21 protein-coding genes are annotated in these 20,171 nt (G+C 34.4%); 15 read left to right on the top strand and 6 right to left on the bottom strand.

The annotated features are described in order from the left end of the window. Nucleotides 1-8: 8 nt before the first annotated feature. Together DXU93_RS07785 and DXU93_RS07780 are read left to right on the top strand one after the other, a co-directional pair. Nucleotides 9-1,343: a DEAD/DEAH box helicase gene (locus DXU93_RS07785; RefSeq protein ID WP_116880721.1), complete on the top strand. Its 1,335-nt coding sequence runs from the start codon at nucleotides 9-11 to the stop codon at nucleotides 1,341-1,343. Nucleotides 1,344-1,369: 26 nt separating this feature from the next. Beyond that, nucleotides 1,370-2,086, top strand: coding sequence for an alpha/beta fold hydrolase (locus DXU93_RS07780; RefSeq protein WP_116880720.1), 717 nt, complete (start codon nucleotides 1,370-1,372; stop codon nucleotides 2,084-2,086). 75 nt (nucleotides 2,087-2,161) lie between these two features. Here the strand turns inward: DXU93_RS07780 and DXU93_RS07775 are convergent, their stop codons facing one another. Next, entirely contained in the window at nucleotides 2,162-2,539 is a 378-nt protein-coding gene (locus DXU93_RS07775; protein WP_116880719.1) for a helix-turn-helix domain-containing protein, read from the bottom strand. Nucleotides 2,540-2,745: 206 nt separating this feature from the next. Here DXU93_RS07775 and DXU93_RS07770 point away from each other — a divergent pair, with 206 nt between their 5' ends. The 6 genes from DXU93_RS07770 to DXU93_RS07745 all read left to right on the top strand — a co-directional run bounded on the left by DXU93_RS07770 (nucleotide 2,746) and on the right by DXU93_RS07745 (nucleotide 7,640). Beyond that, complete coding sequence (locus tag DXU93_RS07770; protein ID WP_116880718.1) at nucleotides 2,746-3,462, top strand: AAA family ATPase; 717 nt, start codon at nucleotides 2,746-2,748, stop codon at nucleotides 3,460-3,462. Nucleotides 3,463-3,814: 352 nt separating this feature from the next. Then, the gene (locus tag DXU93_RS07765; RefSeq protein WP_116880717.1) at nucleotides 3,815-4,048 is read left to right on the top strand and encodes a VF530 family protein; all 234 of its coding nucleotides are present in this window, start codon (nucleotides 3,815-3,817) and stop codon (nucleotides 4,046-4,048) included. Between the two features lie 236 nt (nucleotides 4,049-4,284). After that, a complete protein-coding gene (locus tag DXU93_RS07760) occupies nucleotides 4,285-5,364 on the top strand; it encodes an NADH:flavin oxidoreductase (RefSeq protein WP_116880716.1) in 1,080 nt (359 codons plus the stop codon). Next, the gene (locus tag DXU93_RS07755) at nucleotides 5,340-5,714 is read left to right on the top strand and encodes a hypothetical protein (protein ID WP_123776083.1); all 375 of its coding nucleotides are present in this window, start codon (nucleotides 5,340-5,342) and stop codon (nucleotides 5,712-5,714) included. The genes DXU93_RS07760 and DXU93_RS07755 overlap by 25 nt, the downstream gene beginning before the upstream one ends. Before the next feature lie 68 nt (nucleotides 5,715-5,782). Beyond that, complete coding sequence (locus DXU93_RS07750) at nucleotides 5,783-6,163, top strand: hypothetical protein (protein ID WP_116880714.1); 381 nt, start codon at nucleotides 5,783-5,785, stop codon at nucleotides 6,161-6,163. A gap of 463 nt (nucleotides 6,164-6,626) precedes the next feature. Next, nucleotides 6,627-7,640: a TQO small subunit DoxD gene (locus DXU93_RS07745; protein WP_116880713.1), complete on the top strand. Its 1,014-nt coding sequence runs from the start codon at nucleotides 6,627-6,629 to the stop codon at nucleotides 7,638-7,640. 83 nt (nucleotides 7,641-7,723) lie between these two features. Here DXU93_RS07745 and rocD read toward each other — a convergent pair whose 3' ends face one another. Beyond that, the gene (gene rocD, locus DXU93_RS07740; RefSeq protein WP_116880712.1) at nucleotides 7,724-8,965 is read right to left on the bottom strand and encodes an ornithine--oxo-acid transaminase; all 1,242 of its coding nucleotides are present in this window, start codon (nucleotides 8,963-8,965) and stop codon (nucleotides 7,724-7,726) included. 220 nt (nucleotides 8,966-9,185) lie between these two features. Next, complete coding sequence (gene yaaA / locus DXU93_RS07735) at nucleotides 9,186-9,950, bottom strand: peroxide stress protein YaaA (protein ID WP_116880711.1); 765 nt, start codon at nucleotides 9,948-9,950, stop codon at nucleotides 9,186-9,188. A gap of 180 nt (nucleotides 9,951-10,130) precedes the next feature. On the opposite strand from yaaA, the gene grpE reads away from it, so the two are divergent. The 5 genes from grpE to DXU93_RS07710 all read left to right on the top strand — a co-directional run bounded on the left by grpE (nucleotide 10,131) and on the right by DXU93_RS07710 (nucleotide 14,511). Beyond that, complete coding sequence (gene grpE / locus DXU93_RS07730) at nucleotides 10,131-10,706, top strand: nucleotide exchange factor GrpE (protein ID WP_116880710.1); 576 nt, start codon at nucleotides 10,131-10,133, stop codon at nucleotides 10,704-10,706. Between the two features lie 8 nt (nucleotides 10,707-10,714). Continuing rightward, the gene (gene dnaJ / locus DXU93_RS07725) at nucleotides 10,715-11,845 is read left to right on the top strand and encodes a molecular chaperone DnaJ (RefSeq protein ID WP_116880709.1); all 1,131 of its coding nucleotides are present in this window, start codon (nucleotides 10,715-10,717) and stop codon (nucleotides 11,843-11,845) included. 169 nt (nucleotides 11,846-12,014) lie between these two features. Next, complete coding sequence (locus DXU93_RS07720) at nucleotides 12,015-12,488, top strand: nucleoside deaminase (RefSeq protein WP_116880708.1); 474 nt, start codon at nucleotides 12,015-12,017, stop codon at nucleotides 12,486-12,488. A 221-nt stretch (nucleotides 12,489-12,709) separates the two neighbouring features. Then, complete coding sequence (locus DXU93_RS07715; RefSeq protein WP_116880707.1) at nucleotides 12,710-13,990, top strand: Glu/Leu/Phe/Val family dehydrogenase; 1,281 nt, start codon at nucleotides 12,710-12,712, stop codon at nucleotides 13,988-13,990. A 17-nt stretch (nucleotides 13,991-14,007) separates the two neighbouring features. Then, nucleotides 14,008-14,511, top strand: a complete 504-nt coding sequence (locus DXU93_RS07710; protein WP_116880706.1) for a hypothetical protein — start codon at nucleotides 14,008-14,010, stop codon at nucleotides 14,509-14,511. Between the two features lie 100 nt (nucleotides 14,512-14,611). Here the strand turns inward: DXU93_RS07710 and DXU93_RS07705 are convergent, their stop codons facing one another. Next, complete coding sequence (locus DXU93_RS07705; RefSeq protein WP_116880705.1) at nucleotides 14,612-14,896, bottom strand: septum formation initiator family protein; 285 nt, start codon at nucleotides 14,894-14,896, stop codon at nucleotides 14,612-14,614. Nucleotides 14,897-15,078: 182 nt separating this feature from the next. Beyond that, nucleotides 15,079-16,707, bottom strand: coding sequence for an L-glutamate gamma-semialdehyde dehydrogenase (pruA, locus tag DXU93_RS07700; RefSeq protein WP_116880704.1), 1,629 nt, complete (start codon nucleotides 16,705-16,707; stop codon nucleotides 15,079-15,081). Between the two features lie 218 nt (nucleotides 16,708-16,925). Here pruA and DXU93_RS07695 point away from each other — a divergent pair, with 218 nt between their 5' ends. Continuing rightward, nucleotides 16,926-18,212: a tetratricopeptide repeat protein gene (locus DXU93_RS07695; protein WP_116880703.1), complete on the top strand. Its 1,287-nt coding sequence runs from the start codon at nucleotides 16,926-16,928 to the stop codon at nucleotides 18,210-18,212. Between the two features lie 46 nt (nucleotides 18,213-18,258). Here the strand turns inward: DXU93_RS07695 and DXU93_RS07690 are convergent, their stop codons facing one another. Then, the gene (locus DXU93_RS07690) at nucleotides 18,259-18,816 is read right to left on the bottom strand and encodes a CPBP family intramembrane glutamic endopeptidase (protein ID WP_116880702.1); all 558 of its coding nucleotides are present in this window, start codon (nucleotides 18,814-18,816) and stop codon (nucleotides 18,259-18,261) included. A 35-nt stretch (nucleotides 18,817-18,851) separates the two neighbouring features. Here DXU93_RS07690 and DXU93_RS07685 point away from each other — a divergent pair, with 35 nt between their 5' ends. After that, on the top strand, nucleotides 18,852-20,156 hold the full coding sequence (locus DXU93_RS07685; protein ID WP_116880701.1) for a mechanosensitive ion channel family protein: 1,305 nt from the start codon (nucleotides 18,852-18,854) through the stop codon (nucleotides 20,154-20,156). The last annotated feature ends 15 nt before the right edge of the window (nucleotides 20,157-20,171 follow it).

Raw genomic sequence — 20,171 nt, 5'->3', positions numbered from 1 at the left:
ATCAGATTATGGCCAAGGAAAAAACAAATCAAGAATTTCAAAAGCAAACGCTTAAAAAGTTAGGCATTGAAAAGTTAAATCCAATGCAGGAAGAGGCTTCCAATGCGATACAATCAACTTCTGATGTCGTTTTACTTTCTCCAACTGGAACAGGAAAAACTTTGGCGTTTTTAATGCCTTTGATTGCTCAACTCGATGCAGATTGTGATGAAATTCAATTGTTGATTTTAGTGCCTTCTCGTGAATTGGCGCAGCAAATTGAAAAAGTTGCACGAAATATGGGGTCAGGATTTAAGATTAATTCTGTTTATGGGGGTCGTGCTGGTGCACTAGATAAAATTGACTTAAAAACAAGACCTGCTATTTTGATAGGTACTCCAGGAAGGGTTGCAGATCGTTTTAGAAGAGATGATTATTCTCTTGATCATATTCAAACCTTGGTTTTAGATGAATTTGATAAGTCTTTGGAAATAGGATTTGAAAAGGAAATGGCTGAAATTATATATGCCTTACCTAACGTAAAACAACGTGTACTGACCTCTGCCACTCAAGATGCATCAATTCCTGAGTTTGTTGGCTTAAAACATCCAATTGAAGTGAATTACTTGTCTGAAAGCAATACTAAACGCAAATTAAAAATTCTTCTTTCTGAAGATAAAGATAAGTTGCAAGCCTTAAAAAGTGCTATCGATTTTATAGGACCAAAGCCGGGAATTATTTTCTGTAATTACAAAGATGCCTTGGACAGGGTGAGTACTTTTATGGAAGAGCACAACATTGATCACGCTAGTTTCCATGGTGGAATGGAGCAAATTGACAGAGAACGTTCTTTAATTAAATTTAGAAATGGAACATGTCAGTTATTATTGGCAACAGATCTCGCAGCACGTGGATTAGATATTCCTGAAATCGAATTTATTTTACACTATCATTTACCGCTTCACGAAAAGGAGTTTATTCACCGAAATGGGCGTACGGCCAGAATGAATAAAGAAGGTGTTGCTTATATTTTACACTGGGAAGAGGACGAACTACCTTCATTTATCGCAGAAGAAAATCCAGAAAGAATAGAAATAGCGAATCAAGCACGTAAAAATACTTCAGCACAAGAAAAATGGACAACTTTATATATTACAGGAGGACGACGTGATAAAATTTCAAAAGGAGATATCGCTGGATTTTTCTTAAAGCAAAGTAACATCAATAAAAATCAACTGGGTGTCATCGAATTAAAACAAAATTGCGCTTATGTTGGTGTTCATGCAAAAGCCGCAAAGATTGTGATGAAGCAACTCAATAATCAAAAGTTGAAAACGAAAAAAGTGAGGATTAGTGAGATATAAAATTGACTAATTTTTAAAGTAGGGATATGAAATTTTTTTATCTGTTGGTCTTTCTTTGTTTTAGTTCAATTGGTTTCAGTCAAGAAATCAAAACAGTTTATTTCCTTCCAGGACAAGGTTCTGATGCACGGATTTTTGATTCATTAAAATTAGATACCAATTACACCATTCGACATTTGCGCTATGACACCTTAACTTCAAAAATGAATATGAAGGAATTGGCGGAGAAATTGGCTGTTAATATTGACACTACAGAAGGTTTTGCTTTGGTTGGCGTTTCACTTGGTGGAATGTTGTGTGTGGAGTTGAGTGAAATGCTCAACCCTGAAAAAGTAGTTATCATTTCAAGTGCAAAAAACAGAAAAGAACTTCCGGTACGTTATCGCTTTCAAAAAGCCATTCCATTGTATGCTGTTTTCCCCTCTCGATTGATTGCTTGGGGAGCTAAAACATTACAACCCATCGTGGAGCCAGATCGAGATCAAAATGAAGCGACCTTTAAAAGTATGTTAGAAAAAAAGAATGAGCAATATTTGAAATATTCTGTTCGCATGATCATTCGTTGGGAAAGGAAAGCCAATACTTCAAATTTGATACATATTCATGGGAGTAACGACCATACCATTCCAATTCGTAATATTGATTCCACTGATTTTGTTATTGAAAACGGTTCGCACATGATGGCTTTAACAAAAGGAGAGGAGATTGGAGGAATTTTGAATCGAATACTTAATATGCATTGACTATTAATGCTGTAGTCGAATTTTCCTGAGATGAGTTTTTGTTAGATAGTTGAATGCTTGAACCATCAAATTTAATTATGATTTAGAATTATTGTAATCAGATTCTTTATCTGAGAGTAGAGGTAAGTGACCAACATTAGCTCTCGTATTGTTGCTGTAATCGGTTGGATTTTTTTGGTTATCATTTTCGAGGAACTCTTCAATGTCTTCAAATTTGAAATTTGGAACTTTTCCAATGGCTATGCTTAACTCAATTAATTTGCTTAGTTTGTGATCAAAGTTTTCGTTGAGAACTTGTGTGAGATAGCTTCTGGAAACGCCAAGTTTTTGTGCAAACTGAGTTTTATTTAGATTGTTGTTTTTAATATATTCTTCAATCTCCATGAATAATTCATTTTGGATTTTTTCCAGCCAATATTCTTTACTGCGAATTAATTCTTCTCTATTTATCATTATTTATACTTTTTTAAAATTGATCTTTTAAACTTCTGAATTTTTTAATCACTTTAAAAAAAACATAATTCGTGCAAATCCGCGTTCACAGATCCGCTTCATCCGCGTTCTAATACAGCGCAAATTTGAACAAACCATGAGTCTACGTTTTTTAATTCGTAAATCACTCTTCGATTAGTATCTTTGCATTCAAATTTATTTCACCAATGAATATTCATGACCTTGTAATCAGAGATAAAGAAGCTGTTTCTTTAGAAGATGTATTTCTCAATCAAGAGAATCAAAACCATATTCAACAATTGATCAAAGAACATCAATTTGTTGATGAACTGTCGAAATATAATTTACCGGTTAACAATAAAATCTTACTTCAAGGAAGTTCTGGATGTGGAAAAACTACTACCGCCAAAGCGATTGCGAATGCATTAGGGAAACCAATTTTTATTCTCAATTTAAGTACCATTATATGTTCTAGAATTGGAGAAACATCACAAAACATCAAACAAGTTTTTGACAAGGCAGCCCGTACAAAATCGGTTTTGTTTTTAGATGAATTTGATCAAATAGGAAAGGAGCGTGATAGCAGTGACAAAGAGGTGGGAGAAATGCGTAGATTGGTGAATACTTTAATTCAGTTGATTGATTATTATCCAAATGATGCTTTATTGATTAGTGCTACAAATCATCCAGAAATTATTGATTCAGCCTTGATTAGAAGGTTTCAATTGCGCATAAATTTTGAACTGCCTAATGATGAGGTGTTGAGTGCCTATTACGACCAGTTAGTTGAAGGTTTTCCAAAAGACTTACAATCGATAGATCGAAAAATGGGAATTTCATTTGCTGAAGCTAAAGACCATGCCTTAACTCAAGTTAAATCAAATTTAATTGGACAATTGGTGAAGAAAGTTGTTGTCAATTAATATTAAATGCGTTTTAAGAAGTTTTAATTGCTTTCAGTTAGATTTATAAAACCTGAATTATAAGCCGTTGAAACGGCTTGAGGCTTGAGTCTGCTAATTCTATTGAATGTGGGATGATCCCGAAAGTTTTCGGGACCACATCAATAGAGTTTTACCCATAATAAAAACACTTTTTATTGCGTAAACATATCTTCTACTTCAGTAGATTCGATATGATACTCCACTTGTAAAGTTCCCGATACGCAATTAATATTATCTTTAGCTTAGTCTAAGTAAATCCTGAATACAGAAATGAATTAGTATATTTGAAAAAAGAAGATGTTGTGTAGAAACGCAATATAAACGAGAAAACATGGGGAATTACAAAGAAATAGAGCAACAGCCAAACAATCCATTACATGGAGTGAAATTAGCTACAATTCTAAACGATTTAGTAGATCATTATGGTTGGGAAGAACTAGGAGATAGAATAAACATTAACTGTTTTCAAAGCAATCCATCTATTTCCTCAAGTTTGAAGTTTTTAAGAAGAACACCTTGGGCGAGAAACAAGGTGGAACAATTGTATTTAAGAACGAAGTGGTAATTAAAAAATCATTTCTTCATCATTCGCATTTTTTATTGATGTGGTCCCGAAAACTTTCGGGATCATCCCGCATCTAGAAGAATATGAATGTACAATTTTAGCCGTTTCAACGGCTTTTTATCTGCTTTAAAAAGAATAGACCTATTTTACTAGGTGCAGATTTAAGGCATGTTTAAAAATTTAACCAAACTTTTTGCCTTTCCAATTGTACAATAGTTAGTTTAAAAAATACCAAAATGCAAAACAACCCAAATACAGAAATTCAATTTAAGTGCGGAGCTATAATGAAAAACAAATTTATGCTAGCACCAATGACCAATACCCAAAGTAATGCCGACGGTTCTCTTGGAGATGATGAATTCAATTGGTTGTCCATGCGTGCAAAAGGCCAGTTTGGATTGGTCATGACTTGTGCTTCTCATGTACAGAAAATAGGTCAAGGTTTTCCTGGGCAATTAGGAATTTTCTCAGATGAATTAAAAGCTGGACATCAAAAATTAGTGAAAGAACTTAAGTCTCATGGAGGTTTGGCAGTAATTCAATTGCACCATGCAGGAATGAGAACTCCACAGGAATTGATTGGAGAAGAACCTGTTTGTCCTTCTGCTCATGAAAAATCTGGAGCAAGAGCTTTAACAATCGATGAGGTTATTCAACTCAAGAAAGACTTCGTAGATGCTGCTGTACGTGCACAAGAGTGTGGATATGACGGAGTAGAGGTGCATGGAGCGCATGGATATATTCTAACTCAATTTTTAAGCTCGGAATATAATCACCGTTCTGATGAATATGGTGGAAGTTTAGAAAATAGAGCACGTTTGATGTTTGAAATTGTTGATGAGATTCGCGAAAGTTGTGGAAATAAATTTTTATTGGGAATTCGTCTTTCCCCTGAACGATTTGGAATGAAACTTTCTGAGGTCAAAAAAGTTTGTCAACGATTTATTGATGAAAATAAAATCGACTTTCTAGATGTTTCACTTTGGGATGTTTTCAAAATGCCAGAAGAAGAACAAGCTGAAGAAATCTCATTATTGGAACATTTTACATCACTAGATTACAAAAATACCTTGTTGACAGTTGCAGGTAAAATTAGAAATGGAAAAGAAGTTCAAGAGGTCTTAGCTTCCGGAGTTGACTTTGTAAGTATCGGACGTTCTGGAATTCTACATCATGATTTTCCAGCAAAAGTTATTGCTGATCCAAATTTCGAACCTGTTGAAACTCCTGTTTCAGAGGAGTATCTAAAAACAGAAGGCTTAGGTGCTAACTTTATTCAATATATGCAAAGATGGGACGGATTCCTCGAAAAGTAATAAATGCCTTGAACAACAAAACGCTACTCTTACTTTTAAGTGTTTTGTTGATGAGTATATCTGTTTCTGCAGCAGCAATAGATGGATTGAAGAATCTTGAATACGTAGCGTTTTTGGTTCTTCTCGGAGCGATTAGTTTATTGGTTTTACTTATTTCTTTTGTTTATCGGTTGTCACAAAATAAAAGAAGTAAAGTTGTGACTGTTGCGGCTTTTTCACTCCTCATTTGTGCTTTTGGCTCTATTGCTATTCTTGGTTTGACGAGTATTGATCCTGGTTTTTTGGCGACATGTATAGGTTTGATTGTCCTTTCCATCCTCGCTATCGTACTTAATTATAAGTTGAAATAGGGGTAGGTTTTAGTATATCTTAACCTTAGAAATCAACTTAAAATCAATAGCATTCTTAAATTTGTCCTATGCAAAAAAGCGATAAAATAAAAGTATTGCGTCATCCGATCTCTATTTTGAGTTTGGTGTTTTTGCTATTTATTGCTCCTTGTACTGTAAGAAATGCCATTCAGGCAGAAGTGGGTGTGAAACAAACCCAAGTAAGTAATAAAAGTCAAACGAGTTTTTCACAGCATTCATGTATCGACTCTGTTTTTGAGCTTCACCAAATTAATAAAGGTAAAGCGGATTCCGCTCAAAAGGTGAATTTGTTCAAAGCTTCTCGATTCAATAACCTTAATCTCCCAGTTGGCAATAAAATCCTCCCACCTCAATTCGCCCGAGGGAATATCCCATCCATAGAAGTACCACTTTATATTCTATATCAAAACTTTCAACTTTACGCGTAATTGATTTTCTACATATCAGGTTGATATCAAATTATTCTTTGAATTAATACAAAAGACGGAATTACATTTAATTCTTTTAGTATTTAAATGTTAGTTCTCTTGGACGCGCATTATATTTTTTTGAAGTTGTAGCGAACTAGAAGTCGTTAATAATGGGAGAGAAAAAGCATCGCTTTTGAAGACCAAACGTTAGTGCAGGGACCAAAGTTTGTCTGAGGAGATCACCGACGTTATCGATTTATAGGAGTGAAAACAATAAGAAATATCAAGCGCTAGACTTTTTTACTTTACTTTTTTTGGCGATGAAAAAAAGTAAAAAAGTTGAAATAGATTTTACTGAAGAGTATCGAATCAGGAATGTATTCATCTGTTTTTAGATGGAGTAAGGTAAATATTTTTGTGATTTCGAAAATGAGATTAACAATAAAGTGCATCGCCAATAATCAATTACAAATAAAAAAATATGAAAGAAATAAAAAACGATGCGGGGCTCATGTCTCTTGCATTACGATTAGTTGTAGGTTGGACTTATTTTTCGGCCTTTTGGAGAAGAACCATTTTAGTAGACAAGTTGGATCCTGAAACCGCAGGATATATAGGAGAAAAATTCAATCATTTTTTGCCCAATGCTTTAGGAATAAAACCGATAATTCAATATTTAGTTGAAAATCCAGATTTGCTATGGTATAATATGGTGGCATTTACCATCATCGAAGGAATCGTTGGATTGTTCATTATGTTCGGTTTGTTTACCCGATTGATGAGCATTGGTGTTTTCGGATTAGCCATGGGGATTTTGTTGGGTTCAGGTTGGATCGGAACAACTTGCCTTGACGAATGGCAAATCGGTGTGCTTGGAATAGCCACAGGTTTTGTGCTCTATTTAACAGGAAGTGGAAAGTATTCATTAGATTATTATTTCATGAAAAACAATTTTGCATTTACCAAAAAGAACTGGTTCTCATGGCTTGGTTCAGGTGATTTGAAAATGAAAGCCAAACGATATTCAAAATTCGTTTTAATTGGTTCTTTTTTCATTTTAGGAATGACACTTATGACAAACCAAGTCTTTCACGGTGGATTATGGGGGACTTTGCACAACAAATCAGTAAAACCAAAATTAGAATTAACGAATGGAAGTTTGGAACAAAACTCAATTTCATTTGATGTTTTCAGAACAGAAGGTGTTGATGTTTATGGTTCTTGGGTAATCAAAATTGAATTGATTGACGAAACAGGAAATACAGTTGTTGATTTTAATCAAGAGGAATTATCGTCGTTAAATGCTTCGAACATTTCAAATGATTATATCGCGAAAGTAAAGCCTGGAAAACACAGTTTAATTGTTCCGCTTGGAGCGAAAGCAACTGTTCAACTGGAAGATTCAAAATTGAAAGGATTGGAAGCAGGAAAGTATACCCTTCGTATAACGGATATAAGCGGTGTCTTCTGGGAACATGTTATTCAGAAAAGATAAGGATTAATCCCATTTCTGTATTGATAAAAACAAAAAAGCCGACCTTTCAATAAGGTCGGCTTTTTCAATATATTGAGTTCAATTTATTTTTTGAATTCCAAAATTGTTTTTTCAATAATGGCAACACATTCCATTAATTGCTCTTCATTCATTACCAATGGAGGAGCAAAACGAATAATGTTTCCATGTGTTGGCTTGGCAATTAAACCATTTTCTTTCAGCGCCATACAGATATCCCAAGCTGTTGAGCTATCTTCAGTATCGTTGATTAGAATAGCGTTCAACAATCCTTTACCACGTACTTTTGTAACAAGGTCAGTTTTAGCTATAATTTTTTCCATTTCATCACGGAAAAGTTGACCCATTTTTTCAGCGTTTTCAGCTAATTTTTCATCTTCAACAACTTCAAGTGCTGCAATAGCTACTTTTGCTGCCATTGGGTTTCCTCCAAATGTTGAACCATGTTGACCTGGTTGAATAACACCCATTACTTCATCGTCTGCTAAAATTGCAGAAACAGGATATACACCACCAGAAATTGCTTTTCCAAGAACTAAAATGTCTGGTTTTACATCTTCGTGGTTACATGCTAAAATTCTACCTGTACGCGCGATTCCAGTTTGCACTTCATCAGCAATGAAAAGTACACCTGCTTCAGTACATAACTCACGAACTTTTGTCAAATATCCTTCATCTGGAACGTAAACACCAGCCTCTCCTTGGATAGGCTCAACCAAGAATCCAGCAACATTATCTTGTTTTAATGCTTCTGCCAATGCTTCAGTATCATTGTAAGGAATGTGAATAAATCCTGGCGTATATGGTCCGTAGCTTCTACGTGCATTGTCATCATTTGAGAAAGAAACAATAGTCGTTGTTCTACCGTGGAAATTACCATCACAAACGATTATTTTCGCTTGGTCTTCAGCAATTCCTTTTCTCTCATAAGCATATTTTCTACATACTTTAATTGCAGTTTCAACAGCTTCAGCACCAGAGTTCATGGCTAAAACTTTGTCAAATCCAAAGTAGTTGGTTACATGCTTTTCAAATGGTCCAAGTGTGTCGTTGTAGAACGCACGTGACGTTAAAGTCAATGTTTCAGCTTGAGTTTTTAATGCACCAATAATATGTGGGTGACAGTGACCTTGATTAACTGCAGAATATGCAGAAAGGAAGTCGTAATAATGCTTTCCTTCAACGTCCCAAACGTGAACACCTTCTCCTTTAGCGAGAACTACAGGAAGCGGATGATAGTTGTGCGCTCCGTGCTTTTCTTCCATTTTGATAAGGTCTTGTGAAGATAATTTTACTGATGTACTCATATATTTGATTGTTTTTTTAAAATTAATTGAAATGTTCTAAACAGTTTAAAACATAGACTTGTGCAAATATAACCAATCGAATAGGAAATAAAAAACGCAATGACTTAGATTTGCATAGTCAGAACTGAATGTGAGAATTAAAAATGAATAATGAAAAATGAAAAGTGAAAAATTGGTTCCAAAGCTATTTTTCACTTTTCATTTTTAGTTTTTCATTTTGTTAACGCACAAAAAACCACTCATTCTCTGAAGACATCTCTTCGTTATAAGTGTATCCATCCACATTGTAGCCTTTGAGGTCTTCAATGTTTTGATATTGATTTTGAATAATGTCTCTCGCCATTGCCCCACGCGCATGTTTCGCATACATCATGATCACTTTGAATTTGTCGCCTTTTAAATCCTTAAAAACTGGAGTAATTACACGAGCCTTCAAGGTCTTTTTATCAACGGCTTTATAGTATTCGTTTGAGGCTAAATTCACGATTACTTCATCATCTTTTGTTTCTTCATTGATGAATTTTGCAATTTTGTTTCCCCAATAATCGTATAGGTTTTTCTTTTTTGGCGTTACATTCCATTTTGTTCCCATCTCCAATCGGTATGGATACATTAGGTCCATAGGCTTTAAAACTCCATACAATCCAGACAATAAAAGCAGATCTTTTTGTGCATTCTCAAAATCTTTGTCTGAAAATGTTGACACATCGAGTCCTTTGTAAACCTCACCTGTAAAAACCGTAGCCGCTGGTTTTGAATTTTCATTTAAGGTAGTTGGAGCTTCCCAATTTTGATATCGATCGTGATTTAAATCACTTAAACTTTCAGAGATGTGCATCAATTGGCCAAGCTTCTTTTTAGACATTTTTTGAAGCTTTTTGGCTAAGTAATCAGCTTCTTTTAGGAAATGTGCTTCACTCGTAAAAGGTGTGTTTATGTTTTGATCGTAATCCAGAGACTTTGCTGGTGATAAAAGTATTTTCATGGGTAATATTTTGAACATCAAAATTACATAATTTAAGCCATTTCATCTGTCTTGTGTCATGGTTTTTTGTCTGTAAAATATGACAGTATTTCAATATTTGTCTTATGCTGCTGACAGAATGTCCAATTCAAGCTATTGGCAATGATTTTGTTTGACTGCAATCGGTTAAAAAAGACAATCATGAAAAAACAAAATAAAGAAGAGGCTGCTGAGCAAGAAAAGCAAACTGTTGAAGAAAATCAAAGTTCGCAAGAGCAAACTGAGGAAGTGAAGGAAAACGAGACAGAAAAAGAAGTTCAACCTGAATTGTCAAAAGAGGAAGAGTTGGAACAAAAAGTCGCTGACTTAAACGACAAATATTTACGTTTGTATTCTGATTTTGAAAACTTTAGGAAGAGAACAATTAAGGAGAAAGGTGATCTTATTTCAAATGCAAGTCAAGGTGTTTTAAAAGATATGTTGGCAGTATTGGATGATTTCGAAAGAGCGATTGATAACAATCAGACTTCAGAAGATGCAGAATCAATTAAGCAAGGATTTCAATTGATTTACAATAAATTCAACAATATCCTTACTGCTAAGGGATTGAAACCAATGGACAGTAAGGGTGAAGTTTTTGATATTGATCACCATGAAGCAATTACAAACATTCCTGCCGAAGACGATATGAAAGGAAAGGTCGTTGATGTAGTAGAGAAAGGATATTTTTTAAATGACAAAGTACTACGTTACGCTAAGGTTGTAGTAGGTCAATAAAAACAGATATGAGCGATAAGAGAGATTATTATGAAGTATTGGGGGTAAGTCGTTCTGCGACCGCACCCGAAATTAAAAAAGCATACCGTAAACTCGCCTTAAAGTACCACCCTGATAAGAATCCTGATGATGCTGAGGCAGAAAACAAGTTTAAAGAAGCGGCAGAAGCCTATGAAGTTTTAGCCAATGCAGAAAAGAAACAACGCTATGATCAATTTGGTCATGCCGGTGTTGACGGTGCTGCCGGAGGTGGTGGCGGATTTGGCGGAATGGATATGGATGACATATTCTCACAATTTGGCGACATCTTCGGTGGAGGTGGCGGCGGATTTGGTGGCAGAAGAGGTGGCGGCGGAGCTCGTCAAAGAACTGCCCGTGGAACAAATCTGCGTGTCAAAATTAAACTTACATTAGAGGAGGTTTTAGAAGGAGTAAAGAAGAAAATCCGTGTTAATAAGCTAGTAAATGCTAGTGGAGTAACATTTAAAGACTGTCAAACGTGTAAAGGTCAAGGTCGAGTAAACCGTGTAACGCAGACTTTTTTAGGTGCGATGCAAACAGCTACGACTTGTTCAACTTGTCAAGGTACAGGAAAGATAATCGATAAGAAACCTGCTGGAGCAGATGCACAAGGATTAGAGCGTAAGGAAGAAGTAATAGAAATCGATATTCCGTCAGGAGTTGAAGATGGTATGCAACTTTCAGTGAGTGGAAAAGGTAACGCTGGTCCATTTGGTGGAATTGCAGGTGACTTACTCGTTGTGATCGAAGTTAAAGAGCATGAAGAGTTAAGACGTGATGGACAAAATGTACATTATGAAGCCTTCATTAACTTTGCTGATGCAGCGCTTGGAGCTTCCATTGAAGTGCCAACGATTAAAAGTCGAGCAAGAATTAAGATTGAACCAGGAACTCAAAGTGGTAAAATGTTACGCTTAAAAGGAAAAGGTTTACCAAGTGTTCAAAATTACGGAACAGGAGATCAATTTGTACATATTAATATATGGACTCCACAAGAGCTTTCTAAAGAAGAAAAAGAAATAATAGAAAAGTTGCGTGACAGTGAAAACTTTCAACCCAATCCAGATGGGAAAGAGAAAGGATTTTTTCAACGCGTAAAAGATATGTTCAGTAATTAAGATTATTATAAATATAGCTTTAAAGCATCCATACTTCATTGAGTGGATGCTTTTTTTTATGGTCTTAAGTTTGCTTCTTGAAATCATTTTTTTGATTCATTCCGCATAAGAATTGTTTTTTCTTTTGAATTGCCTTCTGTTTTTCTACATTTATACAAAAATCACGTAAATGAAAGAAATACAAAAAGAGTATATGAGAAGGGCTATTCAGCTTTCTCAAGAGAGCATTTCAAAAGGTGGTGGACCATTTGGGGCAGTAATCGTAAAGAATGGAGAGATTATCGCCGAAAGCGCCAATAGTGTTACCAATGATAATGACCCAACTGCACATGCAGAAGTAAATACAATAAGAAAAGCATGTAAAGAATTAAATACATTTGATTTAACAGGGTGTGAGATTTATTCCTCATGTGAACCTTGTCCAATGTGTCTAGGCGCTATTTATTGGGCACGTCTTGATGAATTATATTTTGCCAATACTAAAGTGGACGCAGCGAAAATTGGTTTTGATGATTCATTTATCTACGATGAGTTAGAGTTGTCAGTAGAAAAAAGACGTGTTAAGACGAGTCAATTCTTAAGAGAGGAAGCAATCTTAGCTTTCCAAGAATGGGATAGTAATCAGGACAAAATCGAGTATTAATAGTTTCGTAATTATTGGCTTAGATGTGTGGATTATTATGGGTGCATAGAAAAAACACAGATTTAAAAATTTAATAATACATACGAATATCTAATTTGCGATACAAATAGTTGTCTGAAATAAAGAATTAGAATTATCAAAATACTATATTTGAGATATAGAATTGAATAGAAAGTAGTGATGAGTATATCAATCATCATTTTTACTCAAAAATAAATACAATGGAAAACGTTGAGAAAAAGAAAAAAACAGGAATGTATGATAATGTTTTAAAGCAATTTAATCATGCTGCTGATATAATGAAATTGGACAAAGGTATTCGTAAGATACTAGGTTCTACAAACAGTGAAATTAGTGTTCATTTCCCGGTGAAAATGGACGATGGAAGAATTGAAGTTTTTAACGGATATAGAGTACAACACAATAACGCATTAGGACCATATAAAGGTGGTTTGCGTTTTCACCCAACTGTTGATATTACTGCCGCAAGAGCATTAGCTATCTGGATGACTTGGAAGTCTGCATTGGCTGGTTTGCCTTATGGAGGTGGAAAAGGAGGTGTTTCTATTGATCCAAGTAAATACTCTGAGGCGGAATTAGAGAGAATCACTCGACGTTTTACTTATTCTTTAGGAGAAAATATCGGACCTGATGTTGATATTCCTGCACCTGATGTAAATACTAATCCTCAAATTATGGCGTGGATTGCAGATACTTTTGCATCTACAAAATCACCATCAACACGTATGTTGAACTTACACGTTGTAACAGGAAAGCCTGTTGGATCAGGAGGATTGAAAGGAAGAGATAGAGCAACGGGATATGGTGTTGTAGCTTCTATTAAGTCTTGGGCAAAATTAAAAGGAATAGACCTTTCTGGAAAACGTTTTATCGTTCAAGGATTTGGTAATGTTGGATATTGGGCTTCTTACTTTATGGAGGAGCTTGGAGCAAAACTAATCGCAGTTCAAGATGCAAGTGGTACAATTTTCAATGAAAATGGACTTGATACTGAAAAACTGCACAATCATGTTGGAAACAACAAAGGTATGATTGCAGGTTATCCTGAGTCAGTGAAAATTGAAAATTCAGAATTTTTTGCTTTAGATTGTGATGTTATTATTCCTGCAGCTTTAGGTAATCAAATTACTGAGGCGAATGCACATTTGATTAAAGCAAAATTAATTGCTGAAGGAGCAAATGGTCCTACAGATGTAGAAGGAGAGAAAATTTTACTTGAAAGAGGAGTAGATATTATTCCTGATATTTTGTGTAATGCTGGTGGTGTAACCGGAAGTTACTACGAATGGCTGCAAAACAAAAGAAGTGAGGATTATCATATTGATACTGTGCTAAGAATGATTAGCGAGAAGTTAGAGCAAGCTTTCGAAAGAACAGTTAACTCTGCAAATAAATATGATACTGACTGGAGAACAGGTGCATATATTGCTGCTTTAGAAAGAATCGAACAAACTTACAGAGAACGTGGTGTATTCCCATAGAGATTAAACATTGTATTATGAATAATGTCGGAATTGTAAAAGGAAATGTTTGCAGTACAACAGCGATGCCTTCTCCGAAAGATGTGCGTGCGTTAAGCAAATATATTGATGTTTTTGTTCAGTCGAATGCTGGGGAAGAATGTGGTTACAGCGATAATGAATACGCTTTAGAAGGGTGTATTGTTAGACCTGATAGTGAAAGCATTATCGAGTCAGCTGATTTGCTTTTATTTCAAAACCCAATTACTGAACCTTTACAACCGACGACTAAGAAAGTAATTGTAGCCAATATTGATTTTTTCAATGATAAGGAGCAGTTGAGCTTCTTTAAACATGAGAATATCGATTTATTCACCTTTGAAGCTATAAATGACGAAGAGGAGAGAGGAGTGTTTAAAGATAAGTTTGTGAATTTCGTAAGGTTTCACCTTGGAGATCCAGTACAACCTGAATACATTTCTTTATTTTCTAGCTCTAAAATTTTATCTGAAGGAAAAGTAATACATAAAAAACTACTCTGAAAAAGATTATATTAAAGTAAAACGCAACATGATTTTCATGTTGCGTTTTTTTATGCCTAAATTTTTTAGTTGATTGTTTTATTGCACTTGTAAGCTGGACTTAATCTTCTTTTACAATGACAAAGATATCTTCGTTATCACGCTTAAATAATTTCTCTTCTCTTGCGTAACGTTCAAGTGCTTTAGTGTTGTCTAGTTGCTCTAATGTGTTTTTTGTTTCGGTAAACTTGTCCAAGAGTAGTGCTCTTTCATTCTCCAATTTATTGAGTTTAATCTCTTGTCGAGCAATAGTGAAAACATCTACATCATCTAAAAATAAAATGTAAACAACGAATACAATTGATGTAATCACATACTTGTTTTTAAAATGCTTTAAACGTTTCATGATTCAAAGATAGAGATATATTGTGATTGAATTTTAAGTTTGGCTTACTTTTATAAATGGTGAAATGTTGAAAAGCCATTTTGATATGCTGTTAATCGTTTTTCGTAGCTTTCGAAGAGGCTAGGATCAAAAAAAAGCCCCGAAATTAAATTCGAGGCTTAATTCTTAAGATTTAAGAAATATTATCCCATGAATGGGTATCTGTAATCTGTCGCTGGGACAAATGTTTCTTTAATCGTTCTTGCAGAAACCCAACGCAACAAGTTCAGTTTTGCACCTGCTTTGTCATTTGTTCCTGATCCACGAGCTCCTCCAAATGGTTGTTGACCTACAACAGCTCCAGTTGGTTTGTCGTTGATATAGAAGTTACCAGCAGAATTTTTCAATTTTCTTAAAGCAACATTAATTGCATATCTATCTTGACTGATAATTGAACCAGTTAAAGCATATTCTGAAGTTTCATCTAAAACAGTAAGAGTTTCTTCAAATTTGTCTTCATCATAAACATATATCGTTACTACAGGTCCAAAAATTTCTTCAACCATCGTTTTGAACTTAGGATCTTTTGCAACAATTATTGTTGGATCGATAAAGTATCCTTCAGATTTGTCATAATTTCCACCTGCAATGATCTCAGCATCATCACTTTCTTTTGCGTAATCAATATATTCCGCAATACTGTCAAAGGCAGCTTCGTTAATTACTGCTGTAATAAAGTTTGTTGTGTCTTCTGGCGAACCAATTTTGAAAGAGTTCACTTGTTCAACAGTGTTTTCCTTAACGTCCTCCCAAAGATTACTTGGAATATAAACACGTGAAGCAGCTGAACATTTTTGACCTTGGAATTCGAATGCACCACGAGCAATTGCTGTTGCAACTTCTAGAGGCTTAGCTGATGGGTGAACCATGATGAAGTCTTTTCCTCCTGTTTCACCTACAATTCTAGGGTATGATCTATATGTTTCAATGTTGTTTGCAATTGTTTTCCATAGGTTACGGAATACTCCTGTAGATCCTGTAAAGTGAAGTCCAGCAAATTCTTTGTGCTTGAATACAACATCTCCAACATTCGCTCCACCAGTCGTTACAAGGTTGATTACACCATCTGGAACACCTGATTCTTTAAACACCTCCATGATTACATTCGCAGAGTAGATTTGAGATTCAGCTGGTTTCCAAACCACAACATTACCTAACATTGCTGGTGCAGATGGTAAGTTAGCTGCAATAGCTGTGAAGTTAAAAGGTGTAATTGCTAAAACAAAACCTTCTAATGCACGCCATTCTAATCTATTCCAAAATCCTTTAGGAGATTCAGGTTGCTCTGCATAAATTTCAGACATGTATTGAACATTGAATCTAAAGAAATCTGCTGTTTCACAGGCTGCATCAATCTCTGTTTGGTAAACATTTTTTGATTGACCTAACATTGTAGCTGCGTTGATTTTGTCACGGTAAGGACCTGAAATCAAATCAGCAGCTTTCAAGAAAATACTAGCTCTTTCTTCCCATGGAAGTTCTTCCCATCTTTCTTTTGCAGCTAGGGCAGCGTCAATCGCTTGCTCTACGTGCTTTTTCTCACCATAATTATAATGCCCCAAAACCTTTTGGTGATCATGTGGTGAAGTCAATGGTCTTTTATCTTCAGTTGTAATTTCCTTTCCTCCAATGTACATCGGTACATCGATAGGATCTTGGTCATTCATTTCTTTATATTTTCCTAGCAAAGACTTAACTGCTGGAGAATTTGGTTCATAAGCATTGACTGGCTCGTTAATTGCCGTCGGTACTTTGAAATGTGCATTTGCCATATCTAATATTTTTAATTGTTTCAAATTTTACGCTAACAAAAGTAACCATTCATTCCTTCAAATCAAAGCAAAATTAATGTACTTCTTTGGGTTTGTTTTAATCTTAACATTCAGATTTTGGAATATTAATTTATTCTGTATTTATACCATTATAATTCTTTAAAATCTCCTATATTTTACTATTTTTCTTATTTTTGTTTTACACACTTATCCTTAATATGAAATTATTTTTTCCTTTATTTCTGTCTTTCTTTTTAAGTCTCTCTTTTAGCCGTGTACTTTCTCAAAGTACATTTGAACAACAGGTAAAAGAATATGAAAATGTAGACTTAAATCAGAAAGTAAAATTGTTTTTTGAGTTTAACGAAGGTTTTACAATTGAAGATGAGGATAGCGTTTTGTATTACATCAATGACCTTATCAACGAAGGCCTCAAAGCGGACAATGAAAATGCTATTGCCATGTCTAACTTTGGGTTAAGTAAGTACCTTTTGAATCAATCTCTTTTTGATGAGGCTTCAAGTAAATTAGATCGTGCAATTAAACACTATTCAAAGGTACGAAATGATACCATGCTTTCCGTATGTAATAATTCTTACGGAAATATAAATCTGTTACAAGGTTTGTTCGGAAAAGCAGAATTCTATTACAAAAAATCCAATGATTTTGCCAACAAAGCCAATAATAAGGAATTTGAAATGCTTTCAAATTTTAATATGTGTCGTATTTATTTGAATAGAAAAGAATACGAAAAGGCTGAGCAAAATTTAGAAGAGTACATCAGCTTTCTGATGAAAAAAGGAGATATGCGAAAGCTTGCTGCTGCCTATGGACTTAATGGTCAAATTTATTTAGATCAACAAAAATTAGACTTGGCCATCCATAATTTTACTTTAAGTATGGAAAGTGGTTTATCTGCTGGAAATATGAATGCTGTAGCCAATGGATACACTAATATTGCGATTGCAGACTACTATTTGGGAGAATACGATAGGTCTGAACAATATTTCAAGCTAGCATTAGCCTATAGAAAAAAAGACGGGAAGAAGTTCTATATTGCTGAAGGTTACTATAACCTCGGAGACTTTTATTCTGGAATTTCAAAATTTGACTCTTCAGCTGTGTATTATAAAAAATCAATAGCAATTGCAGAAGAATCTAATAATTTACAAGGAAAATTAGATGGGTTAATTCAGTTGAGTAATATCTACGAAACATTAGAAGAAAAAGACAATCAAATTGAAACTTTGAAAGAAATGATTGAAACTCACAAAGTCATAGCGAAGGAGCAAAGTTATAATGAAATTAACGCATTGAAAAGAAGCTTTGTTCAATCTGAGAAAGAAGCTATTCGTACTGGAGGTATTCGTGAGGACCAATTATTTGGAAAGGTTGAAAAATATCAATCCATTTTCAATTCGTGGATGTGGCTAGTTTTAGCATGTATTCTTGCTTTTGGAGTTTTTGTAATTGTATTTAGAATTAAAAAAAGAAAACACTCTTAAATCAGTCTAACTACTTAGGAGAAGATGTATAGGGAGGAATTTGTTTTTATTTGTTTTTTGTGTTGAGTACACCTGTAAACATGAGTAAATCATAGGCGAAATGTGCTGCAATACAAAACCATAATCCAAATATTTCATAAGCATAAGAAAGGATTAAAATAAAAGGAAATAAGACTATTCCCAGAAGACTTTTTCTTAATGAAAAAGGGTTGAAATATCCATGAACTCCAATGAAAATAATAGATGTAAGCCAAGGACCTAACCAGGTTTGAAGTCCTGCTCTAAATAATATTTCTTCTCCAAACCCTGCACAAAAAGACATAAAAATGATATCAAACCAATTTAGTTTTAAGCTTTTTAATATACGCATTTGTGGTCCAGATAGTTCTTCAAAAACTGGGAATTGTGTTATAGCAATGATAAAAAATCCATAGATGAAACCAAACTCTAAACCGAGTAATGTTAATGGAGAAAGAACCTTGTCGAATGCTAAAACTGCTATGATATCAACATCTGAGAAAAACCAAAGAAATGTTAAACCTACAGCTGGAAAAAGTAATAGTGTGGCCCAGCTTAAAATATGAAATTGTATTTTTGGATGCATAGAAATATTACTTTTGCTTAAAAATAATTAAAACCATGAAAGAGTTAGTTTTAAACTGGATAAAAAGCTTTTATTCGTTAGGTAATGAAGCTACAAAGGAGGAATTATTAAATAATCCTCAATATCAGGATCATGAATTTTTATGGATGATTGGTTTACTCATCGGAATGATCCTCATTTCTATTTTGATGTGGTATTTGACGAGACAGGTTTTGTTGGCCATTATTAAAACCATTGCACAGAAAAGTAAAACTAAACTCGATGATTTATTAGTTGAAAAAAAGTTTTTCGGTTCTATCGCATATATTCTGCCATTAATGCTGATGGACTACCTTTTTTCCATTGTATTCTTTGCTTTTCCCGATACTTTAGAGCTTACAATTAGATTTAATGATTTCCTCATTGTGTTGGTGATGCTTATCAGTATTCGCCGTTTCCTCAATGCTGTTCGTGTGGTTTTGGAAGATAAACCTTATTTTAAAGATAAGCCAATTGGAGCTTATGTTCAAACAGTCAAATTGATTATTTCTATTGTTTTTATCATCATTTTACTTTCTGTAATAACCAATCAATCACCTTTATTTTTCTTAACGTCACTAGGAGCGATGACAGCAATTTTGCTTTTAGTTTTTAAAGATACGATTTTAGGTTTCGTTGGAAGTATTCAAATTTCTGCAAACGATATGCTGAGAATAGGTGACTGGATTACAATGGAAAAATTTGGAGCTGATGGAGACGTTGTTGAAATCAATTTAACTACAGTTAAAATTCAAAACTTTGATAAAACAATTACTACAATTCCCACTTATAATTTCATCTCAGATAGTTTTAAAAATTGGAGGGGAATGGCCAATTCAGGTGGACGTAGAATTAAACGATCTTTGAATGTGAAAATAGAGTCAATCAAATTTGCAGATGATACACTAATCGAGAACTTGTCAAAGGTAAGGTTGCTTTCAGAATTTATTAAACAACAAAAGAAAGAAGTTGAAAAGTATAACCAAGAGCATGGACTAACTGATGAATATCAATTGAATGCACGTCGTCCTACGAATGTTGGATTATTCAGGAGATATGTAGAGTATTACTTAAAAAATAATTCAGATTTAAATCAAGAAATGTCATTGATGGTTCGTCAATTACAACCGGGAACGAAAGGATTGCCGATAGAATTATATTGCTTTTCTAAAACTAAGGTTTGGGCGGAATATGAGATCGTAATGGCAGATATCTTTGATCACCTTTTCGCAGTAGTAAATAGATTTGAATTGGAGCTTCATCAAGAAGTTTCAGGCTCAGATATTCGAAAGGCGATTGTTTCCAATACCGAAGAAGAGTAGTCACTCATCAAAATG

This window comes from Brumimicrobium aurantiacum (genome assembly GCF_003402975.1).
Lineage (GTDB): Bacteria > Bacteroidota > Bacteroidia > Flavobacteriales_D > Crocinitomicaceae > Brumimicrobium > Brumimicrobium aurantiacum.
The sequence above is the reverse complement of the archived record's forward strand: the minus strand, read 5'-3'. Positions and strand labels throughout refer to the sequence as shown.